Here is a 24,252-nt window from a genome sequence, read left to right as displayed (position 1 = left end):
AGTGGCGTCGAGTCCCGATTCGTCCACGAACGCAGCCTCGTTCACGAACGCGGTGGAATCCGCGTGGCAGGCTGTCACGACCGTCGACGAACCCGCGTCGACAGTGATGGTGGTGGTCACAGCAGCGATCGCGCTGATCCTCGTGACGGTCCGGCCCCTGTGGCTCAAGACCCGCCACGTGATCACGCAGGCGCACGAGGGTTCTCATGCGCTCGTCGCGGCATTGGTGGGACGCAAGCTGTCAGGCATCCGATTGCACAGCGACACGTCGGGGGTGACGGTGTCGTCGGGAAACCCGCGCGGCCCCGGCATGGTCGCGACGGCGTTCGCGGGGTACACCGGCCCGGCGGTGCTCGGTTTCGCCGCGGCCACACTGCTGACCCTGAACCGGCCGGCGGCGGTGTTGTGGTCGATTCTCGCTGCGTTGGCGCTATTGCTCCTGTTGATTCGCAATCTGTACGGATTTTTCTCCGTCGTGGTCGCGGGTGCGATCGTGGGTGCCGCGGCATATCTCGGTGATCCGGTCGTGCGCTACGCGGCCGCGTATCTGATCACCTGGGTCCTGTTGCTCGGCGCGACGCGTCCGGTGTTCGAGCTCGCCAGTACTCACATGCGAGGACGTGGCCAGGGCTCGGACGCCGATCAGCTGAGGTGGCTGACGCGGATCCCGGCAGGTGTGTGGATCGTGGTGTTCGGCCTGATCACGGCGGGGACCGCGGTGTACGGGACGGCTCGTGTCGTGGTGACGCACCTGCCCTGACTTCACTGCGCGAGCTGCATCGCCACCGCGCGCACAGGCGCCCCGTCGGCGCCCTCGAACGGAATCGGCAGCAGGCTCACCAGCGGGTCGTCGAAATCGATCCCCGCGAGGTTCGTCAGATTCTCACAGATCACGCCGCCCGCATCGGCGATCACGTGGTGCGCGGCAAGTATCTCGTCGCCCGTCGGATCGATACTCGGGGCGTCGATGCCGATGGTGCGCACACCGCGGGCCAGCAACCACCGGCAGGCGTCCGGGCTCAGCGCCGGATGCCGGAAGTACTCATCGGTACCGAAATACTCCGACCAGCCCGTGTGCACGACGGCGATGTCGCCCGAGCGGAGTTCGATCTCACCCCACAGGTCCGGAGTGATCAGCTCGCCCGGGCCGACGCGTCCGCGCACGTCAAGTACCACGCCTCGGCCCACGAACGCGGTGAGCGGGAGCAATTCGACGGAGTCGCCGTCGTCGCGGATGTGTCGCGGTGCGTCGACGTGGGTGCCGGTCTGCGACCCCATCGCGATGTGCAGCAGGTTGTAGCCGTCGCCGGCGATGCTCGCGTGCGACGTGAATACGGGTGTCGGGTCTCCCGGATACACCTGCGTGCTCGGCGACACCGGGTGACTGAGGTCGATGACCCGCACTACTCGCATGGCGCACATGCTAGTTCGGCATCGTCGCCCTCAGCCGAAATCGACCTGCCGGTGCGGATCGGCCAGTGCGGTCACCGTTCCGGAACCGAACGGCCCGAGTCGATCGAACAGCACCGACGTGCCGACGGAGATGCCGTCGGAGCTGATGTGGTGGTCGGCCTCGACACCCACTTCCGGTCCGACGGGTAGCCGTGACAGTGTGATGGTGAGGTCGGCGTTGATGAATCCCACACCGCGGTCGCTCCAGTTGGTCACCAGGCTCGTTGCCTCCCCGACCGTCGCGGTGCGCACGAACGGCGACATTTCTTCCCCGACGACGACGGGCAGCTGGCGCGCCCACAAGCGCTTGCGACTCGCGTTCTGGTGTTCGGATCGCGTGGTCGACCACCCGTCGGGATGAGCGTCGCTACCGAACCAGGTGGGGAAGACGAATCCGGTCTCCGGATCGGCGGGGGTTTCCGCGGGCGGCTCCGGCCGGTCCTCACGGACCCACACCACACCCGGCGGCTGCTCCGATGGCCGCAGGAAGACGACGGTCGCGCGGGCGGAGATGTCGTCCCCCTGCTTCAGCAGCGCATCGGCGACACGGATCCGGTTACCGTCGCGCACGCGCGTGGTGGTGAATCGGATCTCGGCGTTGCGGACCGGCTTGAACAGGTCGACGGTCAGGCGCGCGGGCACCATCGTGTCGTCGCCGTGCAGGTTCTCGAGCTCGCGGGCGATCAGCCCGCACACGCACGGCCCCGCGAGCATCGTGGACGACCACGGACTCTCGGCGTACTTGGTGGGCAGGTATGTGCCCTCGGCGTCCGTGAAAAATCCCCAGGCCTTCTTCTGCATCGTCGAATGTTCCCAAGCCGGGATCGGCGGCAGACCGGGACCCCCGGGTGCACGATGCCGATGCGATGTCGCAAGATGTGTGCTGTGGGCTCCCCCGACCTCCCGAACACACCGGCTCGACTCGTCGTCGACGTGGACACCGGCATCGATGATGCCCTTGCGCTGCTGTATCTGCTCGCGAGCCCGGACGCCGACATCGCTGCGGTGTTGTGCACGGCCGGAAATGTTCCCGTCGATCAGGTGACCGCGAATACCCTTGCGGTGCTTGAAATGTGCGGCAGATCCGACATCGAGGTCGCGGTCGGGGCGCAGGTTCCGCTCGTCGCACCGTTGATGACCACCGAGGACACCCACGGACCGCTGGGGGTCGGGTACGCCGAGCTTCCGCCGGCATCGCGCGCGCCGTCGGCACGCAACGCAGCCGAGGCATGGGTCGAGCTCACACGCACACACCCGGGCGAGCTGACCGGACTAGTGACCGGGCCGATGACGAATCTCGCGCTGGCGATACGGATGGACCCGGACCTTCCGAGACGACTGCGCCGACTGGTGATCATGGGCGGTTGTTTCAACCATCCCGGAAACACGACGCCGACGTCCGAATGGAATGTGGCGGTCGACCCGGAGGCCGCGCGCGAAGTGTTCGATGCGTTCTCCGGTCTACCCGACTCGCAGCGTCCGATCGTGTGTCCGCTGGACGTCACCGAGACCATCGAGATGCACGCCGTGCATGTGGCGAGGATCGCGGAGGAAGCGGAAAGCCTTCCTGCCGAAGTACTGTCGCCCGACGATCCGCGGGGGCTGCGGTCTCGGGCGTCGAACATGGTGGTGCGTCACCTGTCGGATTCCCTTCGCTTCTACATGGAGTTCCACCGCGACCAGAATCTCGGGTTCCTCGCGCACGTGCACGATCCGTTCGCGGCAGCCGTGGCGCTGGGAACCATTCAGTACACGACCAAGCCCGCGACCGTGGATGTCGAGTTGGAGGGACGCCTCACCCGTGGCACCACGATCGCCGACTGGGCGGGCATGTGGGGGCGCGAACCGAACGCGGATATCGTGACCGGCACCCGGCCCGAGGCATTCTTCGAGCACTTCGTCGCCCGGGTTGGTGCATTTGCCCGGAATTTGAAGCTACCCTTCAGTAACAACTAGCGTCTTGGTTGAAAGTTCGGGGACAAGGAGACAGTGTGGCGCAGCAGGTGCGTGTCGAGTATTACGACGACATCGACGGCGAACCGATTACCGACGGTCTGGCGCAATCATTCCGGATCACGGTCGACGACGTGGAATACGAGATCGATCTTCGTCCCTCCAACGCAGACAAGTTCTGGGCCGTTCTGCAGCCATGGCTCAACGAGTCGAAGCGCAATCGGACACCGAAGCTACCCAGCATCCCTCCCACAGCCCAAGTAGCGGCACCCACTCCGGCACGGAAGCGAAAGCCACGCGATCGCAAGGTGATTCCCGGTCGCTCACCCGAGCAGCTGGCCGCGGTGCGTCATTGGGCACGGGGCCAGGGCTTCGATGTCAGTTCACGCGGACGAATTCCGTCGCACATTCTCGAGAGTTTCGAGGCAGCTCACGCGTGACCTCGGTCAGGTGAGCACGGTCGCCGCGCTGGAGGGTCAGCGCGGCGACGATCACACCGACCACAACGCCGATCAAGGTGTCGCCGACGCGGCTGAGTGCGACGTCGGGACCGAGACCGGTTCCCAGACCGGTCAGCATCAGTGCCATCGCGGTGACGAACACGGACGCGAGCGCGTAATTTCGCGTGACGAACATTTCGGTGGCCGTCTGGAGCACCACGATGACGACGACCAGCGGCCAGTAGCCCGGATCCAGCACGAGCAGCACCGCAGCAAGCATCGCTCCGAACGCATTGCCGATCAGTCGTTGGATCGCACGCTGCACGGTATGGCGGTAGTTCACGCCCTGTAGTGCAGCCATCGCGCCCATCGTCGCCCAGAGTGGATGGTCCATACCGACGGCGGCGGCAAACCATCCCGCAAGCAGAGACGCGATCGCAACCCGTGCGACGCCCATCAGAATCTCGCCATCGCGTAGGCGCCGAACACCGTCTCCGACGAAACCCCAGAAGCGCCCGGCAACTCCGGCACCGCCGACCACGACCCCCTCCGCATCGATTCGGGGAATGTCGATGTCGCGCCGCACCTTGCGCAATTCCGTCTCGAACCGGCGGAAGTCGTCGCGCCGCGCACGCACCGTGTCGTGGGACCCACTGTCGAGCACGTTCTCGGCGGCGTCGAGCAGTGCGAGCAGCTCGCGGCTGTGAGTTCGTATCCGGCGGTCGCCACCGAGGGCGATCACCTCACGGGCAGCGGCGATGTTCCGGCGGGCCGTAGCAACTTCTGCCGCGCCGTCGGATTCCACCGCGACACTTTCGAGCGCAGAAACAGAGGCCAGCGCACGGGCAACTGCGACTCGCGCCGGACTCTGCGGGTGCGACAGCGCGGGGAGCATCGCGATAGTCCAACCGACCATCGAACCGATGGCGGCTGCAGCGGTGACGAGACCCACGTCCGCAGCACTGTGGGCGAAACCGGCCGCACCAGCTGCGGCGAAGATGAGGATCACGGGGCCGGGGCCAGTGAGACGGAAGGCTGTGAGCAGCCAGAACGATACGCCGGCAGCTCCCGACAGAAGAAGAATCTGCAACCACATCGGCAGCCCCACGGCGCCGAGCGTGGCACCGAATGCGGTGAAAGCGATGAGTCCGCCGGCAACGCACGCAAGCTTCGTGGCGAGCCTCGGAAACGGTTCGTAGCGGAGAAAGGCCGAACAGAGCGCACCCAGCGCGGCGAATCCCGCAACTTCCGGGTGGCCGAGCAGGCCACCCCCGACCAGCGCGATCAAGGTGGCGACGCCGACACGAACGGCCACAGCGATCGTGGGATCACCCCTGCGTATCTCGAGAGCTTCCCGCCACGCGGTGGCCGACACCGAATGCGCCAGAGCGCCGCCCGAATCACGGAGGCGGTCGCGGTCGGAGAGTCGGCGTGTCGGAAGCATGATTCCAGGTTAATACTTCACAGGTAAAATATCTACGAAGTTGTTGGTTCTCGGACGTTAGAATGCACACATGCCCACGCACCCCACCCCGCCCGACTACGTCGAACGCATACGTCACGCGTGGGCGGCCCGCTACCCCGAACTCGATCTCCGCGCAATCGACGTGATCGGCCGTATCACCAGAATCGGCTCGCTCGCGCTTGCGCAGCTCGAGAAAGAACTCGAGCCGAGCGGCGTCGGACGCACCGAATTCGAGGTACTCAGCGCACTCGCACGCAGTGAACACCCACTACGTGCCAGCGAGGTCACCTCCGTCACCGGCATCTCGGGGGCCTCCACCACCAAGCACACCGAACGACTCGTGAAGATCGGCCTGATCGAACGTCAGCGTCTCGAACGCGACGGACGCGTGGTCCTGCTCTCGCTGACCGATGAGGGGCGCGAGGTCGTCGAGCGGGAACTTCCGCGCCGCGTCGCAAGCGAGAAGAAGATGCTCGACGGACTCAGCGACGACGAACTCGACGTGCTCACCGGACTGCTGCAGCGCATCGCGCGCAATGTCGAAGAGCAGACGCTGCGCTGACGCGCGCCCGGGACAGTGTCGGTCAGGGCATTTCCATGGTCTCGGACCGCTCGATCTCGGCGACAGCACGTCGCAGATACGGGCCCGGCGTAGATCGGCGCGCGGCAAGAAGGTCGGCGAGCACCAGTACACCCGCGCTCAGGTAGTCGGCCGGTCGCACTTTCGGCGCTTCCTCGTCGTGCACACCCAAGGTGCCGGTGAGCACGGCAACCACCGCGTCGGGCTGCAGCGACGGCAGCCAGCGCATCCCGTGCCGAAGGGCTCGCTCGAGCACGCTCTGGACATCCTCACCCGTCAATCCGTCCGGGTGAAGCTCCTCGAGCAACTCGCGCACCATCCCCGCGTGCACCGCGGTGACCTGCTCGTACGGAAACGCGACCAGCTCGGCGAGCGCTTCGTCGAACGCGAGCACCGCCTCGCTGCGGGCCGCGGTCACCGCGGCGTCGGTCTCAGTGGCGATCTGCCGGGTGATCGTCGGCCAATGTTCGGGCCACACGTGCTACTCCTCCAGACGCTCGGTCCCGGCGGTTCCGGGTCGTAGCCGGCGCTGCAATGACAGCGCGTCGTACGGGGCGAATCCTTTCATGTCGTCAATGCCGTCGGGCGTGTCGCCGTCTCGAGTCCATGTCATCGATAGAAGACTTCTCGTATGGGCAGGACCGAAATGACGACACTGTGGACGATCGAGGACCTCGAACTGTGGCGGAGCGACTCCGTCGTCGCGTCTGTGCTGGCGTTGACGCTGCAGTGACAGGTCAGAGCGGGAGCCACGCTCCTGAACCGCCGTGGCCAGCTGCCAGCAACCGTGCACCGCGATCACGGGCACAACACCGGCCACACGAGACTCTGTGGATCACGGTGGTGGCTCTGCTACCCATACTGTTCGCAGCCGCAACCCTGCTCAGCGCGCATTACCTCGACGAGCACCGCCAATCCGCCATTGGCGTTGTCCTGAGCAATTGGTACTTCGTCGCTGTGTTCGGATCCGTGGTGATCGTGCCGGTCCTGGCGGTCTCGCTCTGTGGGGCCGCAGCGCTGTCCCGCCGGTTCCGTATCGGGCGTCTGCTGTCGACGGTGGGGTGCACGGCAGCGCTGCTGGCAACTGCCGCGCTCACCTACGCCGGTGTCACCGAAGCGCTCTCCGGCGGCATTCGGCAGCAGGACCCCAACAGCTGGACACCGTCACTGTCCGCCCTTGAAACTCTCGTGTTCGCGACGCCGTTCGCCGTGATCGCGGGTGCCAATATGTGGGCGCTTGTCCGCCTCTGGGCACGCGGACCCTCGGCACAGGACGACAAGGCCTGAAGTCATCGCAATCGACCACTTCGATGGGTACCCGCGCTGGGTCCTCGTCCAGTCGATCGCCATGGCATCCGGGCTTATTCCTGTGGTCTCGGCCCGATTTCATGGTGCTTGTCGGCCCGTACGATGTGATGGATGCGCGATCGGTTGCAAACTTGTGGCTCTTCGGTCCGTAACGTGTGGTTGTGGCTCACATGCGGGGCAGTTGCGGTTGCTCTCCTCATCACAGGTATCTCCACCATTCCTCGGGCGTTTCATAACGACCCTTGCGACTCCGCCCTCCCCTTCGCGTCCGAGTTGGGACTGCATCTGTCCGGCGACGACGATGTCGTCTCTTGCGAATGGCACTCGAGCTTCCCGGACTCCTCCGGAACTGTCATGGTTCGTACCGCGTCACACGCCACGCGAGATGCCTTGCTGGAGCGGTCCGGTGTGAGCGAGGAGCTTTACCGATGGAATGTGAGTATCGATGACGGACCGTTCCGCGAAGAGGTACGCAGACCGAACCTCGAACGCAGCGAGCAGGTGTATATGGCCACCGCACCGAATGGCCACCGGCTGAGAATCAGCTACGACGAGCATGTGGAGTTCGGACTCCTGCTCACAGTGCGGGCTATCCAGGTGTGACCACTCTTCCCACCTCGTCGCATCCCGTTGACGAGGTGGATCGATTCGTCGACCCGAGTTACCGATCCGTGCCGATGCCACGTCCCGAGACTACGGCTGCATTCGTCCATCGATATGACGGTCTCGATTTCCCCTGCGGATCAAGGTAAGCCGACCTATTCTGAGGACCATCAACATCGGACCATCAAGATCGCGTCGTCATACGCAAGGAGCCGTCATGTCCGCGAATCCGGAGTCAGCATCCGACCTGTTCCGTTCGGTGTTCAAAACAGTGTGGTGGGTGGTGCTGATTCGAGGCATCCTCGCGGTCCTGTTCGGCATCGTCGCCCTGGTATGGCCGGGGATCACCGTGTGGGCCCTCGTTGTCGTATTCGCCGCGTACGCGATCGTCGACGGGGTTGTCCTCGTGTGGCATTCCATCCGCGATCGAGCAACGCTCGACGGCTGGGGGCTGTGGCTGGCCATGGGCATCCTGTCGGTTGTTGCCGGCCTGGTCGCGCTGTTCTGGCCGGGAATCACAGCGCTGGTACTGCTGTACCTGATCGCGTTCTACGCAATCCTGTTCGGCATCATCGGCATTGTCGGTGCCCTGCGGTTCCGTAAGGTCCCGGATTCCGGGTGGGTGTGGTCGCTGATCGCCGGGGTAGTTGCAGTGATCTTCGGCGTGATCCTGCTGATCTTCCCCGGCTCCGGCATCCTCGGCCTGATCGTCCTGCTCGGCATCTACGCGATCCTGTTCGGCATCCTGCTGATCGTCATGTCGTTCCAGGTTCGCAGCGCCGCCAAGAAGGCCGGCATCATGTGAGCAGGCCGCTCCCCGGCGCCGGCCTCACGCGTTCATCAACCGGCCCCACGCATGCCAGCGGTCGATCTCGATCCACGCGCTCACACGCTTACGGTCGCGAACATGATAGGGCTGCCCGGTGTAGTGCCGTGCGATCCGATCGATGTCGGTCAGGTCGGGGTCGTCGACGAATTCGACGACCCTGCCCTGAATGCTCACGTGGGTGACCCAGTCGTCCGGATCCATCGCACTCAAAGCCACTCGCGGATCATTGCGGAGATATTCGAGACGCTTGCGGCCCTCGTCCATGTTCACGAGGATGCGGCCGTTTTCGTAGATGTACCAGGTGGGGACCGAAACGGGCTGGCCGCTGGCGCGCAACGAAGCAATCGTTGCGTGGTTGGGACGAGCGAGTAGTTCTGCAACGGCGTCGGGAAGCGGGGGCTTCGGCACGGTGAAACTCCTCCAGGACGGTGGTCTGTTCGAGTTCGAAACCCGAGCGTAGCGAACACCGGTCTCGAGACCATGCCTCCCGCACGGTCATTTGGGGAGCGCAGCGAAACCGCCGTGTTCGGCCTGCTCCCCCGGATCCCGCAGCGCCTCGTCCACACCACTGCACGGCACGCCCCAGGACTTGGCGCGCTGCATCAGCGTGGCCTCCGCGGGAGTACACAGTCCGTCGAGGACGTTGTCGGTCGCGACCGCGTAGACGACCCGCTCATCGAGTTCCCGGGTCGGGGTGAGCCCGTGCTCGACCGCCCATCGCCGCACAAGTTCCCATCGGGTGAGCTCCGCCAGGCTGGCCGGGGTCCCGATCAGCAGCACCCGTGGTCGGGTTGCGCCCGGCCGCACGGGTTCCGGGGAGACGAATGTGTCGGGACGGACTGCGGTCATGAGTTGCCTTTCGGAGGTCTCCACGGATCCAACGTGTCAACAACTAATGGGTGAAATCACAAACACATTTCATTGTGATTGGCATTACACCACAATCGGGTCACACGCCACCCAGCCGACACGCCCAGGCTCCGGAAGGCTACACATCTCTCCGTCCTCCATCGGCAACCGTGGTTGCGCCGGCAACCTCTATCCGTCGGCAGCCGACGACGTCATGGCAGCCACCGCTGGGGCCATCCGATCCAGCGCCCACAACCATCGCGAGTACGGCGTCGGATGCTCCGGAGTGGAACCCATCGTGTCCCAGGTCCACAACGCCACACGCCAGGCGCTGAAAGCCAATTCCGCGTGGAGTCGCGCTTCGCCCGCGTCGAAACTCGGGGCCAGTGCACGCAGGACCGTGACGGCGACACGGGTCAATTCACCATCCTCGCTCGAGAGATGGGCACGCAGTTCCGGTTCCGCATCCAGCAGCGCGCCGATGCGCCGATGTTCGTGATGATCGATCGGATCGTCGCGGATGAGTTCTCCGAGCCTGCCCATCAAACGTCCTACGGCGTGCCGGGGAGTCAGCGCAGCATCGGCGTCCGGGGGGTGATTCGCCGCGAGGGCAAGCAGGGCCACCCTGAGTTCGCCCTGCCCGGGCAGGATCGCAGCCTCCTTGGATGGGAAATAACGGAAGAAGGTCCGTGCGGAAACGCCGGCCGTCTCCGCGATCCGAGCCACCGTCGTCGCCTCCAGCCCATCGCGCTCCACGCAATCGACAGCGGCCTGGTGGATCAGCGCAGTGGTCTCGCGACGGCGGCGCTCGCGCAATCCCCGCGCGGGTGCGGATTCAGACATATCGACATCCTGCCGCATCGATCCTGTGGGGCACCACACCATTCTGTCGCATTACGCCAACTTGGCAGAGTGTGTCATAATTTCCTGTCTCCGCATCCCACTCGGAAATCAGGTACCTCCTTGACCACGACGGCCCGAACCGCCGCACCCACAGCACTCGCGCCGGCTGTGAAGGGCACGATCACCGTGCTCGCCGTAGCCGCCTTCGTCATGATCCTCAACGAGACGGTCCTGGCAGTGGCCATGCCGCAACTCATGATCGACTTCGGCGTGGACGCCACAGCAATCCAGTGGCTCTCGACGGGATTCCTGCTGACCATGGCCGTAGTCATCCCGACGACCGGCTTTCTCCTGCAACGCTTCACGGTCCGCGCCCTGTTCACGAGCGCGCTCGTACTGTTCCTCGCCGGTTCGCTGATCGCCGCGTTGGCCCCCAACTTCCCCGTCATGCTCGCTGCCCGTGTGGTCCAGGCCGGCGGCACCGCGATCATCATGCCGCTGCTCATGACCACCACGCTCACCTCGGTACCCCCGGCCCGACGCGGCGCGATCATGGGCATGAACACCATCGTCATCGCATGCGCCCCGGCCGTCGGCCCCACGCTCTCCGGAGCCATCCTGGGTTCGGTCGGCTGGCGCTGGATCTTCTGGATGATGGTCGCCATCGCCGCCGTGACGCTGCCGATCGGACTGACCTTCATCGCCAATGGCGGCGAGCCCCGGCGCGCCCCGCTCGATGTGCTCTCGGTAGTCCTGTCCGCGTTCGGTTTCGGTGGCATCGTCTACGCCCTGTCGGGCGCGGAGGCCGCACTGAGAGGCGCATGGATTCCCACGGCCATAGCCCTTGCGGTAGGAGCCGTCGGGCTGGTGCTCTTCGTCGCGCGCCAGCGGATGCTGCAGGACCGCGGCGCGTCACTACTGGATCTGCGCCCTTTCTCTGTGCCGACGTTCCGCTACTCCGTCATCACCGTGGCAATCGGCTTCGGCCTGCTCTTGGGTTCGGTGGTCCTGCTGTCCATGGTTCTGCAGCACGGACTCGGAATGAACTCGCTCGAGGTCGGACTGTTGTTGCTACCCGCCGGGCTCGTCCAGGCGGTGCTTGCACCCTTCGTCGGCCGGGCTTTCGATCGCGTCGGCCCCCGCCCGCTGGTCCTTCCCGCGACCGTCCTCCTGGCCGTGTCGATGTTCGCGCTGGCCTTCGTCTCCACGTCCACCCCGATCTGGTACGTGCTGCTCTTCAACACCCTGTACGGAGCCGGTATGGCCTTCGTGCTCACATCCCTGCTGACCGCCTCGCTCTCGTCGCTACCGCGCCACCTCTACGGCCACGGTTCAGCGATCATGAACACCTTCCAGCAGCTGGCCGGAGCTGCCGGCACCGCACTGTTGGTGGCGGCCATGACATTCGGTGCCTCCAAGGCGACCGAAACGGGACCTGCCGCGGAGATGGCGGGAGCCCGCTGGGCATTCCTGATCTCGGGGGTGCTCTGCTTGATCGCGATTCTCACCGCGACGAAGATCCACCCGGCAGCAGCCGAATCGTCTCGACCCGAGTCCCTGGTCCCCGTGGAAGACGACGACAAGGTTCGCATCGTCTAGGGAAGCGCGCTCCCGAAGGTGCCTCGTCGACAGGTGGGTCTCTTTCCTCGAAACCACCGCGCGTTGCGCGCGAGGTGTCCGACCATGGAAGGCGACAGCAACGCCGGCCGAGGAAAGCAGGAACCATGCCGACATACCTGTGGCAGGTCACCTATACCGCAGAGGGCGCAAAGGGACTACTGAGCGACGGCGGGAGCGCCCGCCGCGATGCGATCGTCGCCATGGTCGAAAGCGTCGGCGGCACCGTCGAGTCCGTGCACTTCGCGTTGGGAGGGCACGATCTGTACGTGCTCGGTGAGGTGCCCGACGAAATTGCCGCCGCCACTTTGGAACTGCGCACCATCGCGTCGGGTGCAGCGCGGTCGAAGCCGATCGCGCTGCTCACCCCCGAGCAGGTCGATGAGGCTTCGCGCCGCGATGCGTCCTATCGAGCGCCCGGCAGCTGACCTGCTCCGAGCACCTCGGCGGTGTGCTCCCCGTGCCGAGGTGCTGGACGCGCATCGGTGTACCGGCCGTTCCAGCGCAACGGAGACCGCGCGGTGAGCACAGGGCCGATATCCGGCTGATCGATGTACTGCACCACCGAGTCGGGGCGGGCGGCGAGATCTGCGGCCACTTCGTCCATCGTGCGGTACGGCGCCCACAACACCCGCGTGCCCGCGAGGTCCGCTTCGATTCGAGCGAGGGTTCGTCGCGAAAACCAGGGTGCAAGGATTGCGGTGATCGCCTCGCGCGCCGCATAGCGGTCGCCCTCGAGATCGAAGTCGAGCCCGCGCTGCGCACCGAGCGCGTCGAACACCGCTCCGGTGCCGGTGACCTCGACAAGCGCCCGCCACTGTCCACGAGTCAGACCGACGATCATGACGTAGCGGCCGTCTGCGGTTGCGAACTCGGAACCGTAGCTGCCGTACAGGGCGTTGCCCTGCAACTCACGCCCCGACCCACGTGCCTGAGCTTCTGCAAGCCAGCCCATGCTCGCGACCGCAGCATGTGCGACGTCGTCGAGCGCGAGTTCGAGATACGCTCCCTCGCCGGTCTGTTCACGGCGACGCAGCGCGGTGACGATGCCGAGTGCGGCATGCACGCCGGTGAGCAGATCCCACGCGGGAAGCACATGGTTGACCGGTGCACCGAGACCGGTCGGGCCCGTCATCAGCGGGATGCCCGCGGCAGCGTTGACGGTGTAGTCGACCGCCGGGGTGCCGTCCGCATTGCCCGCGATATGCACGTGGATCAGGTCCGGCCGATGCGCGAGGAGCACATCGTGGGCGAGCCACGGGGCGTGCGCCGCGTTCTCGAGGACGATGCCTGCGTCGGCGATCAATTCGATGACGCGGGCGCGATCCTCGTCGCTGCGCAGATCCACCGCGATCGAACGTTTCGCCTGATTCAGCCCCGTCCAGTACAGGCTCGCGCCGTTCTCGGTCACTGGCCAGCGGCCTCCGTCGACGGCACCGCCGACCGGGTCGACGCGAATGACGTCGGCGCCGAGTTCGGCGAGCATCCGGCCTGCCGTCGGCCCGGCGACGAAGCTGGACAGATCGATTACGCGGACGCCGTCCAACGGCCGCACGGTCACGCGACCCGCTCGAAGATCGCGGTCAGGCCCTGACCACCGCCGATGCACATCGTCTCGAGGCCGTAGCGCGCGCCGCGACGATCGAGTTCACGCAGCATCGTCGCGAGGATCCGCACGCCGGTCGCGCCGACAGGGTGACCGAGGGAGATCCCGGATCCGTTGACGTTGGTGCGCTCGAAATCTGCTGCGGTGAACTTCCATTCGCGCGTCACGGCGAGGGCCTGTGCGGCGAATGCCTCGTTGAGTTCGATGAGGTCGATATCCGACAGGTTCAGTCCCGCACGATCGAGTGCTTTCGCGGTGGACGGCACCGGGCCGATGCCCATCTCGGCGGGCGCCACTCCGGCGGCAGCCCATGTGACGAGCTTGCCCAGCGGGCGCAGACCGAGCCGGTCCGCGGTCGCGCGGTTGGTCACGATACAGGCTGCGGCACCGTCGTTCTGCCCGCTGGCGTTGCCCGCAGTGACGGTGGCGTCGGGATCCTGCTTGCCCATGATCGGGCGGAGCTTCGCGAGCGTCTCGACGGTGGTGTCGGCGCGCGGGTGCTCGTCGCGGTCGATCGTCTTCGGATCACCCTTGCGCTGCGGCACCTGCACGGACACGATCTCGTCGGCGAACTTCCCCGATTCGATCGCGGCAACGGCACGGCGGTGCGATTCGACAGCCAGTTCGTCTTGTTCTAGGCGGGGGATGTCGTACTTCCGCCGCAAGTTCTCGGCGGTTTCGAGCATGCCACCGGGCACCGGATAGTTGCGGCCACCGGCGGTGACACGGCCGCGGGCGAGGCGGTCGTGCAACGCGGCGGGCGCACCCTTCGCTCCCCAGCGCATCGATTCGGTGTAGTACTCGGAGCGGCTCATCGATTCGACTCCGCCGGCGATGACGATGTCGGCGACCCCGGTCTGCACGCGCATCGCGGCATCGAGCACCGCCTGCAGACCGGAACCGCATCGACGGTCGAGTTGCAGACCGGGGACGGTGACGGGCAGGCCCGCATCGAGTGCCGCCACACGACCGATCGCGGGTGCCTCACCGTTGGGATAGCACTGGCCGAAGATGACATCGTCGATCTTCCCGGGGTCGAGCGCTGTGCGCGACAGTAACTCCGAGATGACACGCGCGGCCAGGTCGGTGGCGGGCACGTCGATGTACATGCCGCCGTAGCGACCGACGGGGGTACGCAGTGGCTCGCAGATCACCACATCGTTCGCGTTGGAATCAGTCACGACGGAAATCCCTTTCACGGTCGGTCCAGTTCTGCGCCCATTCGCGCAGTTCTACGGCCCGGATCTTCGAGCCGTTCCCGCCCACAGTGGTGGGCATGCGGTCGATGACATGGATGGCCGTCGGCACCTTGAATGCGGCGAGTTCGCTCTTGCACCAAGCTTTCAGGTTCTCGGCATCCGTGTCGGCGGGCGCATCGTCCGTCGGTACCACGAAACCGACGGCCTGCGTGTAGCCACCGTCGCCGGTGATCCCGACGACCTTCACGACACCCACCCCCGGGTGCTGTGCGAGGCGACCCTCGATTTCGGCGGGGCCGACGAGGAACCCTCGCAGGCGCAGCACGTCGCCCATGCGGCACACGTAACGGTAGCCGCCGTCGCCCAGTGCCACAGCGAGGTCGCCGCTGCGAAACCAGCCGTCCTTCGTGAAGGCGCGCACCGCAGCCTCGGGATTACCCAGGTAGGCGTCGACGACGTTGGGGCCGCGGAACTGCAGTTCACCCTGCTCGCCGTCTGCGACCCGCGTGTCGTCGAGAGGATCCGCGACACGCAGTTCGATCGCAGGCTCGACCGCGCGGCCACCACCGTTCCAGCGCACCGATTCCGGGTCGTCTGCGTTCCACAACATCGTGAGAGCGAACACCTCGGACGACCCGAAGACACCGGAGGTGTGCGTGCCGAACTCGTCGCGCGCCCACCGTGCGATCTCGTGCGATCGTCCGAGGAAATCGGCGATCCCGATCCACCTCAGGGTCGACAGATCCGTTCGCTCTCCGTCATGCCACTCGTCGTAGAGGCGGCCGAACAGGTCGTCGGCACCCACCGCATGGGTGACCTTCACCTGCCGCATGCGGCGGAGCACCGCCGACGGATCGAACACCGTTTCCATGAGCAGTGCTCCGCCCCCGGCGATCATCGCCATGGCGGTGCTGAAGCCGAACACACCGGAGACGGGAAGAACACACAGCCCCACGTCACCCTCCCCGACCTGCATGATCGCAGCATCGGCATGGCCGTGTCGCACGATGGCGCTGTGACGGTGGGCCGCGAGCTTCGGGACACCGGTCGAGCCGGAGGTCGTGAACGCGACAGCCAGCCTGTCGTCGGGGTCGTCGTCGACTCCGGCTGCGGTGAGGGTTGCCCGATCGGGTGTGTCGGGAACCCGGATGCCTCCCGTGACTCCGCTCCCAGCGATCCAGGATCCCCCGCCGAGATCGAATTCTTTGGTTATGGCGGAAGTTTCGATGGGTCCGTGCACCACCGCGACGACCGGGGTCGCCACATCGGGAACAGATGCGGCGGCTTCGGCGAGGCGACCGAACAGGTCCAAACCGTGGAATGCAGCCGGGACGGCGACCACGGCCGGACATGCAGCAGTGAGGATGTGGGCGACCTCACCGGTGTTGTACCGGGTATTGACACCGATGACGTGAGCGCCCACCGTGGCTGCAGCGAACTGCCAGACAAGCGCGTCGGACCAGTTGGGCAGCATCACCGCGATGCATTGGCCGGGACGGACTCCGACGGCGTCGAGTTCGGCGCACAGCGCTTCGGCGCGGTTGCGCAGATCGGCTCTGCTGCTGACGATGACGTCGTCGCCGACCACGTCGTACGTGATTGCCGCTTCGGGGTTTTCGGAGACGAGTGTGTCCAGTAGCGCCGAGAGAGTCTCGGTTCTGGTGCTCACAGCACTACCTCCTCGGCGACAACCGACTGCTGCAATTCGTTGATCCAGGTATCGACGAGTCCTGCGAAGTCGTCGATCTCTTCCATCGGGTAGTGGCCGATCCCGTCCAGTGCGGTGAATCGTGCACGACCGGGCGTGGTTTCGTTGGCGAGCTCTGCGACGCGCGCGATTTCGTCGACATTGATCCACGGGTCATCACGGCCCGCGACGACATGCAAGGGTGCCGTGACCTGGTTCAGCCGGTCGCGCACGTCATGAGTGCCCCAGCCGATCAGGTCGGACGACGAGATCTCGGGGTCTTCACGCTTGTGCATGAGCGCTATCAGGTGGGCCTTGCGCTCGGGAACCGAACGTCCCACCGATGCAAGAGTACCCAGGTACGTCCGTTCGGCACGAGCAGGACCGGCGACGTCTTCGAGTTCTCGACGGAGACCGTTGACGTTGACGCGACCGGGACCTGCTTCGGCCTCCATGGCGATCGCGCCGGAGAGTGGCCGCTCGGGGCGGGTTGCGAGTTCGAGGGTGAGTTTGCCACCGATCGAGCAACCGATCACGTAGGGGCGTTCGATCTCCAGAGCGTCGAGTACGCCGCACAGCCAGTCGCCGTAGTCGACGATACTGGTCACCGGACCGGACGGTGCAGGCTCGGAGCGTCCATGGCCGGGCAGGTCGGGCACGATCACGCGGTAACCCCGATCTGCGAGGTCGCGCGACACGTGCCGCCACTGCACGCCGCTCTGACCGGCAGTGTGGATGCACAGGACCGCAGGCAATGCCTCGACGTCGAGGTGGTCGGGTGTGACGATCTCGACGAAGCCGAGAGCGCCATCGATTTCGAGATAACGTGCCTCGATCATGAGTCGGCCTTCCGGGCGATGAGTCGCGCATGCGCGATGATCATGTTGAGCGGTTTGGTCAACCTCAGGTACTCGTATCCGTCTCCGGTGGAGGAGAACTCACCGCTGATCGCGCGCCGCATGAAATCGTCGGCATCCGACAGCACGAGGTCGACCCAGGTATGGGCCGGTGCGACGAAGGTGAACGTGGCGCCGTGAGGGACACGGCGGGTGACATCGATGATGTTGCCCTTGTAGACCCGGAGGTGGAGTTCCCTGTCGCCGCAGCGCAGACCGATCGTGCCGTCCCAGGTGGACAGTGACGAGGTAAAGCCCCGATCGTCTTCGAGGCTGTCGCTCAGAAGGTTTCCCCATTCAGCGCTGCAGAAGTCGAGTTCCGGCGTGGATACGGCCGCGGCGGGGTCGTCGAGAATCCATGTTTCGGTGCCGCTCTCGAGAATCGTCCCGGCTTCGTCGCGCAGCCTGATGTGCCGCTCGATGCGGCCACCGGCAACGCGGGTGATCACGGACTCGATGATCACCGTGTCGTTCACGCCCACTGGACGGTCCGTCTTCCATTGGGCTTGCGTCCGGTTGGCATCGGGTACGGCGGGGACGACGATGTCTGCGGCAGTCACACCGACACCGGGGGAGCCGGCGGGCAGGGACACCCCGGCAGCCGAGAGGATCTCGGACACGAGGAACGACTGCGGCCCGGTCCGGTCGCCGACCGCGGCAAGTTTCGGGGACATTGCGGTGCTCATGCTTTTTCCGGCCTTCCGAGCAGTTCGTCCGAGATGATTCGCATCTGGATCTCGCTGGTGCCTTCGAAGATCTTCGTCAGGCGGGCGTCGCGCCAATGCCTTTCGACCTGGAAGTCGGTGGTGTAACCGGCGCCACCGTGGATCTGCACTGCCTCGCTCGTGACCTGTTCGGCCATCTCGGTTGCCACCAGCTTGCACATCGACGCTTCGAGCGAGCAGCGGCGTCCGGTATCGATGTCGGTAGCCACCGAGTACATGAGCTGGCGGGCCGCTTCGATATCGGCGGCCATCTTGGCGATCTTGAACCGAAGATGCTGGAAATCGCCGATGGGGCGCCCGAACTGACGGCGGGTGTGCATGTATTCGATGGAGTCCTCGAGCGCGGCGCGGGCCAGGCCGATCGCGCGGGCAGCAGTGTGGGCGCGGCCTACTTCGAGGCCGGATACGGCAAGGTAGAAGCCCTTGCCTTCTTCGCCGAGCATCCTGCCTGCCGGGATGCGGTAGTTGTCGAACGCCAATTCCCAAGTGCTCCAGCCGAAGTAACCGATCTTCCGGACCTTCGTGCCCGAGATTCCGTCGGGGAATCCGCCGCGCTCCTTCTCGATGAGGAACGCGCTGATCCCGCGATGCGGCTTGGCCGGGTCCTTGTTCGGGTCTGTACGAGCGAACAGCACCATGTAGTCTGCCTCGTCGGCGTATGTGCACCACATCTTCGTGCCGTTCACGACCCATTCGTCGCCGTCACGCACGGCTCGGCACGAAATGTTGGCAACGTCGGAACCCGCTTCGGCCTCGGACAGCGCGTAGGCACCGAGGTATTCGCCGCGCGCGACCTTGGGTAGCAGCGCTTCCTGCTGCTCCGGCGTGAAGCCACCACCCATGCCGTTACCGCGCGCAAGCAGGCCCGACACGCTCATCCACGCACGGGAGAGTTCCTCCGCAACGAGGCAGTACTCGAAGACGCCGAGCCCGAGTCCGCCGTACTCCTCCGGGATCATGATCCCGAAGAAGCCGATCTCGGCCATCTCCTTCTTCAGCGAATCCGGGATCGTGCCCTGGACGGGGTCGAGTTCGTTCGCAACTGGCAACACCCGCGTCATCGCGAAGTCGCGGGCAAGATCTCGGATCCCGAGGCGCTCTTCGGTGAGGTACCGCGGCGAGTCGGTGCGGGGCTGAGACGGCCGGTGAGTCATGGGTACTCCCTCTATGGACCGGAGTAGGTCATTAACGCTTGTTCACCCAGTACAGCACGAGACCTATCGGCCGTCAACGCCCCGGATCAGACTTTCCGGCATCCCACGAGGTTGAGCGCATATCGGCCGTAGTCGTCGGCCACCTCCTGCGCGGTGAGCGGGCCGTCCGCACGGAACCACAGCGGGATCCCCGCACACATCGTCAACACCGCCGTGACGGCCTGATGCACGTTCGAGAGATCGAATAACCCCTGCTGGGTGGCCTCTTCCGCAATCCCGACGAACAAATGCTCCTGCGCGTCACGCGACCCCACGACACGTCGACGATTGAGATCGTCGAGATAGCGCAGCTCGGTGTTGGCCACCAGGCAGGCCCGGGGATTCCGCGCCGTGAACAGCGCATGAGCGACGACGGCGACCTTCCATTTTTCGGCCGGATCCGAACCGGCCTTTCGCAGGGCATTCCGGGTCGCGGTGAACTGCTCATCGCTCGCGCGACGCAGGATCTCAACCAGCAGTTCCGACTTGTTCTCGAAATGGTTGTAGACGTTTGCAGCACTACAACCTGCACTGTTCGCGATACTTCGCATGGTCGCACCGTGAAATCCGGATGCATAGAACTCGTCGAGAGCGGTTTCGAGAATTCGTTCCCGGACGGACGGCAAAGTCGCAGTTGACCGCGTGTTCATCTTTCGAAGGGTAGTGGCACATGCGCCGACCAGCAACAACGCCCCGGTTGACCGCATACCTACCCGTTGTTATGGTTCGCATCACATGAACATGCGTTAATCCCAGCGCTCCCGGAGGTTCTCCCGTGACCAACCCCGAATCCGATCGCTCTCTCATCGAGCGCATCACTCGCCTCGAAGACCTGGAGGCGATCCGCACGCTCGATGCCCGGTACTGCCGCCATCTCGACGACGGGAACTGGGACGCCCTGATGGACCTGTTCACCGAGGACGGCGAGTTCGACGGCCTATCACATCCCAAGGGCAAGGACGAGATGAAAACGTTCTTCGCCGGACTTGCCGACGGCGGCCTCACTGCGTTCTGGCATTTCATCACCAACCTCGAAATCGACCTCAACGGTGACCGCGCCACGGTCCGCTCGTTCCTGTGGCAGCCGTGCGTCACCGACGGCACGGCAAGCATCGCGGCCGGACGCTACACCGACGAGGTCGTCAAGATCGACGGCCGGTGGCTCTATCGCGTCAAACAGGTCCGTTTCCATTTCTTCGGGCCCCTCGAAGCCGGCTGGGACGAGAACCTCTTCGCGCTCGACACAGCACGCCGGGCGGCGGTGCGGGCATGAACGGCACCGTCTCCAACCAGGGCACCTTCGCTGCGGACGATCTGATCTGGTCGCGGATGCTGCAGCTACCCGAGGTCGCCGAACTGCGGCATCGACGCAAGATGGTCACCAACACCCTCGGCGGCATCACCATCGCGTTGTTCACGGGCTTCCTCGTGGCCTGGATCGGATTCCCCCATCAACTCGGTTCCACATCCGTCCTGGGAATCCCGCTTTCGCTCTGGGTGGTTCTGAGCCAGTTCGCTGGAACCTGGGTCCTCGTATGGGCGTATTTCCGACTGTCCCGCACCTACATTCAGCCCGCCGCCGACGCCGCGATCCGCGCTGTCGCCGACAACCGGCCCGAGACCGAGGAGGTCGTCGCATGACCGGCGACGCCGATTACCTGGCCATCGCAATCTGCAGTGCCGTCATCTCACTGACCCTGTGGGTGACGTTCGCGGCATCCCGGCGCGCCAAGAGCGCCGATGGTTTCTTCGCGGCCGGCCGCTCGATCTCTAGTTGGCAGAACGGATTTGCCATCGCCGGTGAGTTCATCTCCGCCGGTAGCTTCCTCGGCACCACAGGCCTGATCTTCTCCAAGGGCGTCGACGGCACCGTCATCCTGTTCACGTCCGTCATCTCTTTCCTGCCGGTGCTGTTCCTGCTCGCTGAGAAGATGCGCAATCTCGGCAAGTACACCCTCGCCGACGTGCTCGTCTTCCGCACCGAATCCCGCAATGTGCGGGTCGTGGTGGCGCTCAGCACCATCGCGACCGGCACGTTCGTGTTGCTCGCCCAGCTCGTCGCCGCCGGCGTGTTGCTCGAATCGGTGTCCGGTATCCCGTTCTGGCTGTCGGTGATCGTCGCGGGTTCGCTCATGGGTATCTACGTGTTCGTCGGCGGCATGCTCGCCACGACCTGGGTTCAGGTCATCAAGTCGTCGATCCTGTCGGTCCTCGCGCTCATCGTGTGCTTCGGCATTCTCGCGCAGTTCGGCTTCAGCTTCCCCAAGGTTCTCGGCGACGCCACCGACAATGCTGTTGCGGGCGAAGCCATCCTGTCACCGGGCCTGATCTTCGGCGAGACCAGCGCGATCAACCTCGTCTCCTACGCCTTGGCGTTCGCACTCGGCACCGCCGGCATGGCGCACATCCTCATCCGGTTCTTCACCGTCCCTGAGGCACAGACCGCACGACGCTCGCTCGGCTGGACAGTCGCGCTGTGCAGCATGTTCTACCTCATCGTCATCGTGATGGGCTTCGGCGCCGCGGCGCTGCTCGGCCCGAACGGTACCGATCTCGTCGGCCCCGGCGGCAACCTCGCCGCTCCGGTCCTCGTCACCGAACTCGGCGGCGGCATCGGCACCACCGGCGGTTCGATCGCGCTCGCGCTCGTCGCCGCGGTTGCCTTCGCGTCCATCATCGCCGTCGTCGCAGGTGTGGTCATCTCCGCCGCAGGAACATTCGCCCGCGATGTGTGGCCGGCCCTGACCCGCAAGGAACCCGTCGAGCATCTCGACGTCGCGGACCGGCGGCGCGAGGAGAACGCCCAGGCGCGAATCGCCCGATACGGCGCGGTCGTATTCAGCATCATCGCCATCGGTCTGACCATGCTGATCGGCGACGACACCAACATCACGTTCTTCATGGGCATGGCGTTCATGGTCGCCGGTAGCGCCCATCTCCCCGCCCTGGTCCTGAGCCTGAACTGGCGACGGTTCAACAGCACCGGCGCGGTGTGGGGCGTGCTTACCGGGCTGATCTCGACCGTCGTGAGCCTGATGTTCACCGAGGCACTGTGGATGGGCAGCGGACCCGCGCCCTTGACGATCCAGCTGCCGGTGATCTTCACGATGCCGCTCGGCCTGGCCGCCTGTGTCGTCGGCTCGCTCGTGGCCGAGAAGCGCCATGGTCGCGGCGTCCACGACGACGAGAAGTTCGCCGAGATGCTCGTCCGGGCAGAGACCGGCATCGGCGCGGAGCTCGCCGGCACCCACTGACGTCTGCGAGAAGATCAGTCGAAGGTCATGCCGGCATCGGCGCCGCGTTGCATGGTGGTGTTCGCACCGTCGAGCGACTCGCGAATGATGTCGGCATGACCGCTGTGGTGGGCTGTTTCGCGGATGATGTGCAGCAACACCTTTCGCGCACTCCACCATTCCCGCTCCGGCGCCCACGGTGCGGTCGGGAGCGGAACCTGCAGGTCGAGGTCGAGGCGTGCGACGAATTGCTCGGTCGCGGCCGCCACCTTCGCATACTCGTCCAGCAAACCGGCCAGCGTCTCGTCGTCGCTCATGTGGTACGACTCCGCTGCAGAGTCCATGTCGAAGACGGCGTTCTCGTCGAGCTGGCGGATCCTGTCGATCCAGCCGCTCTCGGTGCCCGATACGTGCTTGATGAGTCCGCCGAGGGTGAGGTCGCTGGCGGTGCTTCGGGCGCGAGCGCCCGCGTCGTCGAGTCCGCGCACGGTGATGAGGAGCATGTCTCGTTGTTCCGCGAGCATGGCCAGAATATCGGCGGCTTCGACGGTCATGTTTTCGGTCATGCAGTCAATGTAAGAACAATCGCGGTCGATTTCGGTCCGCAATCCTTTGATCCGACGAAATCTACGCCGCGAATCCGACCGCGCCGATCACCGGGATGACCGTCATGAACACGATCGCGATGACGAACAGGGCGATCGTCAGCTTCCGGTTCCACTTGGCTCGCGCTCCGCTGGCCGCGGCGAGGAAGAATACGAAGCCCAGACAGATGGAGCCGATTCCGATGATCACAGGTGTTTCGAGCATGTGTCCATCATTCCGTACACCGGGCGAACCGATGCCACCGGTTGGGTAGTGCGATACGCGCACCGGTATGCAACCGGGGGGTTGCAATAACGGCCATGCGCTGCAACCATGGAGTTGCACTTCATCCGGAGATCCACCCTCAGGAGGAATCATGACCGACCAACTCGGCACCATCGAACGACAGATCACGATCGACGCCCCGGCCGCACGAGTATGGGAACTCGTCGCCGAACCCGGCTGGTACATCAACGACAGCAGGATCACCGAACACCGGATCGAACGCAACGGCGACTTCACTGTAGTCCACGACCCCGTCCACGGCGCCTTCACATTCCGCACAGTCACGCTGGACGAACCGAAGTATGCAGCATTCCGCTGGCTGTCCGACCACACAGACCCCGGCAGCCCCTCCACGCTCGTCGAATTCCGACTCGATGCCGTCTCCGACACCTCGACCGTCCTGAGCGTGACGGAGACCGGGTTCGATTCACTCCCGGGTGACGCCGTCGAACGCCGCGCAAAGTACGAGGGCAATGTCGAAGGCTGGATCATCGAACTGGACCTCGCCAAGGCTCACCTGGAGAAGGGGAAAACGGTTGCAGCACACTGAGCCCGATCAGGAATCCGAGACCACACGCGTTTTCGCGGCTCTGGCCGACGAGACGCGGTGGCGGATCCTTCAACGCCTCGGGCGATCGCCCGCGTCCGCGTCGGGCCTCGCATCCGAGTTCACGGTGTCGCGCCAGGCCATCGCCAAACACCTGGCAGTACTCGAAGCATGCGAACTCGTCACATCCGAACGCGTCGGCCGCGAACTCCGGTTCTCCGCCGCCGGTTCCAGGCTGAGCGCGGTGGGCCGGGCATTGGACGCTGTCGGCTCGGGCTGGGATCGCAGGCTCGATGCCATCAAGGCGGCTGCGGAACGTTCTCGTTGAGTTCGGAGTAGCGTGAGAAAGCCGAATTT

General features: G+C 65.1%; 31 protein-coding genes. 14 read left to right on the top strand and 17 right to left on the bottom strand.

Annotated elements, in window-relative coordinates:
* Position 1 precedes the first annotated feature (1 nt).
* A complete protein-coding gene (locus MWU77_RS13025; protein WP_247273889.1) occupies positions 2–760 on the top strand; it encodes a M50 family metallopeptidase in 759 nt (252 codons plus the stop codon).
* Positions 761–762: 2 nt separating this feature from the next.
* On the opposite strand, the gene MWU77_RS13020 is transcribed toward MWU77_RS13025, so the two are convergent.
* Both MWU77_RS13020 and MWU77_RS13015 read right to left on the bottom strand, forming a co-directional pair.
* The gene (locus tag MWU77_RS13020; protein WP_247273888.1) at positions 763–1,413 is read right to left on the bottom strand and encodes a cyclase family protein; all 651 of its coding nucleotides are present in this window, start codon (positions 1,411–1,413) and stop codon (positions 763–765) included.
* 30 nt (positions 1,414–1,443) lie between these two features.
* On the bottom strand, positions 1,444–2,253 hold the full coding sequence (locus tag MWU77_RS13015; RefSeq protein WP_169689465.1) for an acyl-CoA thioesterase domain-containing protein: 810 nt from the start codon (positions 2,251–2,253) through the stop codon (positions 1,444–1,446).
* An 84-nt stretch (positions 2,254–2,337) separates the two neighbouring features.
* Here MWU77_RS13015 and MWU77_RS13010 point away from each other — a divergent pair, with 84 nt between their 5' ends.
* The gene (locus MWU77_RS13010) at positions 2,338–3,408 is read left to right on the top strand and encodes a nucleoside hydrolase (protein ID WP_247273887.1); all 1,071 of its coding nucleotides are present in this window, start codon (positions 2,338–2,340) and stop codon (positions 3,406–3,408) included.
* Between the two features lie 35 nt (positions 3,409–3,443).
* Positions 3,444–3,845: an Lsr2 family protein gene (locus MWU77_RS13005; protein WP_247273886.1), complete on the top strand. Its 402-nt coding sequence runs from the start codon at positions 3,444–3,446 to the stop codon at positions 3,843–3,845.
* Here the strand turns inward: MWU77_RS13005 and MWU77_RS13000 are convergent.
* Entirely contained in the window at positions 3,784–5,289 is a 1,506-nt protein-coding gene (locus MWU77_RS13000) for an FUSC family protein (RefSeq protein ID WP_247273885.1), read from the bottom strand. The genes MWU77_RS13005 and MWU77_RS13000 overlap by 62 nt on opposite strands.
* Positions 5,290–5,359: 70 nt before the next feature.
* Between MWU77_RS13000 and MWU77_RS12995 the strand changes: the two genes are divergently transcribed.
* A complete protein-coding gene (locus MWU77_RS12995) occupies positions 5,360–5,872 on the top strand; it encodes a MarR family winged helix-turn-helix transcriptional regulator (RefSeq protein ID WP_169689461.1) in 513 nt (170 codons plus the stop codon).
* Between the two features lie 22 nt (positions 5,873–5,894).
* On the opposite strand, the gene MWU77_RS12990 is transcribed toward MWU77_RS12995, so the two are convergent.
* A complete protein-coding gene (locus MWU77_RS12990; RefSeq protein ID WP_247273884.1) occupies positions 5,895–6,368 on the bottom strand; it encodes a hypothetical protein in 474 nt (157 codons plus the stop codon).
* Between the two features lie 3 nt (positions 6,369–6,371).
* A complete protein-coding gene (locus tag MWU77_RS24720; protein WP_281499319.1) occupies positions 6,372–6,503 on the bottom strand; it encodes a hypothetical protein in 132 nt (43 codons plus the stop codon).
* Between the two features lie 230 nt (positions 6,504–6,733).
* Between MWU77_RS24720 and MWU77_RS12985 the strand changes: the two genes are divergently transcribed.
* The 3 genes from MWU77_RS12985 (at position 6,734) to MWU77_RS12975 (ending at position 8,606) form a co-directional block, all read left to right on the top strand.
* Positions 6,734–7,177, top strand: coding sequence for a hypothetical protein (locus MWU77_RS12985; protein ID WP_247273883.1), 444 nt, complete (start codon positions 6,734–6,736; stop codon positions 7,175–7,177).
* A 456-nt stretch (positions 7,178–7,633) separates the two neighbouring features.
* Positions 7,634–7,801: a hypothetical protein gene (locus tag MWU77_RS12980; protein WP_247273882.1), complete on the top strand. Its 168-nt coding sequence runs from the start codon at positions 7,634–7,636 to the stop codon at positions 7,799–7,801.
* A gap of 217 nt (positions 7,802–8,018) precedes the next feature.
* A complete protein-coding gene (locus MWU77_RS12975) occupies positions 8,019–8,606 on the top strand; it encodes an HdeD family acid-resistance protein (RefSeq protein ID WP_169689459.1) in 588 nt (195 codons plus the stop codon).
* Between the two features lie 24 nt (positions 8,607–8,630).
* Here the strand turns inward: MWU77_RS12975 and MWU77_RS12970 are convergent, their stop codons facing one another.
* The 3 genes from MWU77_RS12970 to MWU77_RS12960 form a co-directional block, all read right to left on the bottom strand.
* On the bottom strand, positions 8,631–9,038 hold the full coding sequence (locus MWU77_RS12970; RefSeq protein ID WP_169689458.1) for a TIGR03618 family F420-dependent PPOX class oxidoreductase: 408 nt from the start codon (positions 9,036–9,038) through the stop codon (positions 8,631–8,633).
* Positions 9,039–9,125: 87 nt separating this feature from the next.
* A complete protein-coding gene (locus MWU77_RS12965; protein ID WP_169689457.1) occupies positions 9,126–9,503 on the bottom strand; it encodes a hypothetical protein in 378 nt (125 codons plus the stop codon).
* 165 nt (positions 9,504–9,668) lie between these two features.
* The gene (locus tag MWU77_RS12960; protein WP_169689456.1) at positions 9,669–10,322 is read right to left on the bottom strand and encodes a TetR/AcrR family transcriptional regulator; all 654 of its coding nucleotides are present in this window, start codon (positions 10,320–10,322) and stop codon (positions 9,669–9,671) included.
* A gap of 120 nt (positions 10,323–10,442) precedes the next feature.
* Between MWU77_RS12960 and MWU77_RS12955 the strand changes: the two genes are divergently transcribed.
* Both MWU77_RS12955 and MWU77_RS12950 read left to right on the top strand, forming a co-directional pair.
* Positions 10,443–11,921, top strand: coding sequence for a DHA2 family efflux MFS transporter permease subunit (locus tag MWU77_RS12955; RefSeq protein ID WP_247273881.1), 1,479 nt, complete (start codon positions 10,443–10,445; stop codon positions 11,919–11,921).
* 125 nt (positions 11,922–12,046) lie between these two features.
* Entirely contained in the window at positions 12,047–12,367 is a 321-nt protein-coding gene (locus MWU77_RS12950; RefSeq protein WP_169689454.1) for a GYD domain-containing protein, read from the top strand.
* Here the strand turns inward: MWU77_RS12950 and MWU77_RS12945 are convergent.
* The 7 genes from MWU77_RS12945 to MWU77_RS12915 form a co-directional block, all read right to left on the bottom strand.
* The gene (locus MWU77_RS12945) at positions 12,346–13,500 is read right to left on the bottom strand and encodes a CoA transferase (RefSeq protein ID WP_169689453.1); all 1,155 of its coding nucleotides are present in this window, start codon (positions 13,498–13,500) and stop codon (positions 12,346–12,348) included. The genes MWU77_RS12950 and MWU77_RS12945 overlap by 22 nt on opposite strands.
* Positions 13,497–14,726: an acetyl-CoA C-acetyltransferase gene (locus MWU77_RS12940; RefSeq protein WP_374229861.1), complete on the bottom strand. Its 1,230-nt coding sequence runs from the start codon at positions 14,724–14,726 to the stop codon at positions 13,497–13,499. The genes MWU77_RS12945 and MWU77_RS12940 overlap by 4 nt, the downstream gene beginning before the upstream one ends.
* Positions 14,719–16,413, bottom strand: coding sequence for an AMP-binding protein (locus MWU77_RS12935; protein WP_247273880.1), 1,695 nt, complete (start codon positions 16,411–16,413; stop codon positions 14,719–14,721). Before MWU77_RS12935 ends, MWU77_RS12940 begins: the two co-directional genes overlap by 8 nt.
* The gene (locus tag MWU77_RS12930) at positions 16,410–17,270 is read right to left on the bottom strand and encodes an alpha/beta fold hydrolase (protein ID WP_247273879.1); all 861 of its coding nucleotides are present in this window, start codon (positions 17,268–17,270) and stop codon (positions 16,410–16,412) included. Before MWU77_RS12930 ends, MWU77_RS12935 begins: the two co-directional genes overlap by 4 nt.
* The gene (locus MWU77_RS12925) at positions 17,267–18,013 is read right to left on the bottom strand and encodes a hotdog fold domain-containing protein (RefSeq protein WP_247273878.1); all 747 of its coding nucleotides are present in this window, start codon (positions 18,011–18,013) and stop codon (positions 17,267–17,269) included. The genes MWU77_RS12930 and MWU77_RS12925 overlap by 4 nt, the downstream gene beginning before the upstream one ends.
* Positions 18,010–19,206, bottom strand: coding sequence for an acyl-CoA dehydrogenase family protein (locus MWU77_RS12920; protein ID WP_247273877.1), 1,197 nt, complete (start codon positions 19,204–19,206; stop codon positions 18,010–18,012). Before MWU77_RS12920 ends, MWU77_RS12925 begins: the two co-directional genes overlap by 4 nt.
* Positions 19,207–19,292: 86 nt before the next feature.
* Entirely contained in the window at positions 19,293–19,895 is a 603-nt protein-coding gene (locus MWU77_RS12915; protein WP_247273876.1) for a TetR/AcrR family transcriptional regulator, read from the bottom strand.
* A gap of 125 nt (positions 19,896–20,020) precedes the next feature.
* On the opposite strand from MWU77_RS12915, the gene MWU77_RS12910 reads away from it, so the two are divergent.
* Genes MWU77_RS12910 through MWU77_RS12900 form a run of 3 tightly spaced genes read left to right on the top strand, consistent with a single transcriptional unit; the run spans position 20,021 to position 22,499 of the window.
* A complete protein-coding gene (locus MWU77_RS12910) occupies positions 20,021–20,518 on the top strand; it encodes a nuclear transport factor 2 family protein (protein WP_169689447.1) in 498 nt (165 codons plus the stop codon).
* Complete coding sequence (locus tag MWU77_RS12905) at positions 20,515–20,886, top strand: DUF485 domain-containing protein (RefSeq protein ID WP_247273875.1); 372 nt, start codon at positions 20,515–20,517, stop codon at positions 20,884–20,886. Before MWU77_RS12910 ends, MWU77_RS12905 begins: the two co-directional genes overlap by 4 nt.
* A complete protein-coding gene (locus MWU77_RS12900; protein WP_169689445.1) occupies positions 20,883–22,499 on the top strand; it encodes a cation acetate symporter in 1,617 nt (538 codons plus the stop codon). The genes MWU77_RS12905 and MWU77_RS12900 overlap by 4 nt, the downstream gene beginning before the upstream one ends.
* A gap of 14 nt (positions 22,500–22,513) precedes the next feature.
* Here the strand turns inward: MWU77_RS12900 and MWU77_RS12895 are convergent, their stop codons facing one another.
* Together MWU77_RS12895 and MWU77_RS12890 are read right to left on the bottom strand one after the other, a co-directional pair.
* The gene (locus MWU77_RS12895; protein WP_169689444.1) at positions 22,514–23,044 is read right to left on the bottom strand and encodes a DinB family protein; all 531 of its coding nucleotides are present in this window, start codon (positions 23,042–23,044) and stop codon (positions 22,514–22,516) included.
* A 61-nt stretch (positions 23,045–23,105) separates the two neighbouring features.
* Positions 23,106–23,288, bottom strand: coding sequence for a hypothetical protein (locus tag MWU77_RS12890; RefSeq protein ID WP_169689443.1), 183 nt, complete (start codon positions 23,286–23,288; stop codon positions 23,106–23,108).
* A gap of 151 nt (positions 23,289–23,439) precedes the next feature.
* Between MWU77_RS12890 and MWU77_RS12885 the strand changes: the two genes are divergently transcribed.
* Both MWU77_RS12885 and MWU77_RS12880 read left to right on the top strand, forming a co-directional pair.
* Entirely contained in the window at positions 23,440–23,898 is a 459-nt protein-coding gene (locus MWU77_RS12885) for an SRPBCC domain-containing protein (RefSeq protein WP_169689442.1), read from the top strand.
* Positions 23,885–24,223, top strand: coding sequence for a helix-turn-helix transcriptional regulator (locus MWU77_RS12880; RefSeq protein ID WP_240959745.1), 339 nt, complete (start codon positions 23,885–23,887; stop codon positions 24,221–24,223). Before MWU77_RS12885 ends, MWU77_RS12880 begins: the two co-directional genes overlap by 14 nt.
* Positions 24,224–24,252 lie beyond the last annotated feature (29 nt).

Source organism: Rhodococcus sp. F64268 (assembly GCF_023015605.1).
Classification (GTDB): Bacteria; Actinomycetota; Actinomycetes; order Mycobacteriales; family Mycobacteriaceae; genus Rhodococcus.
Note: the sequence above shows the minus strand (reverse complement) of the source record. Positions and strands in the feature narration are given on the sequence as shown.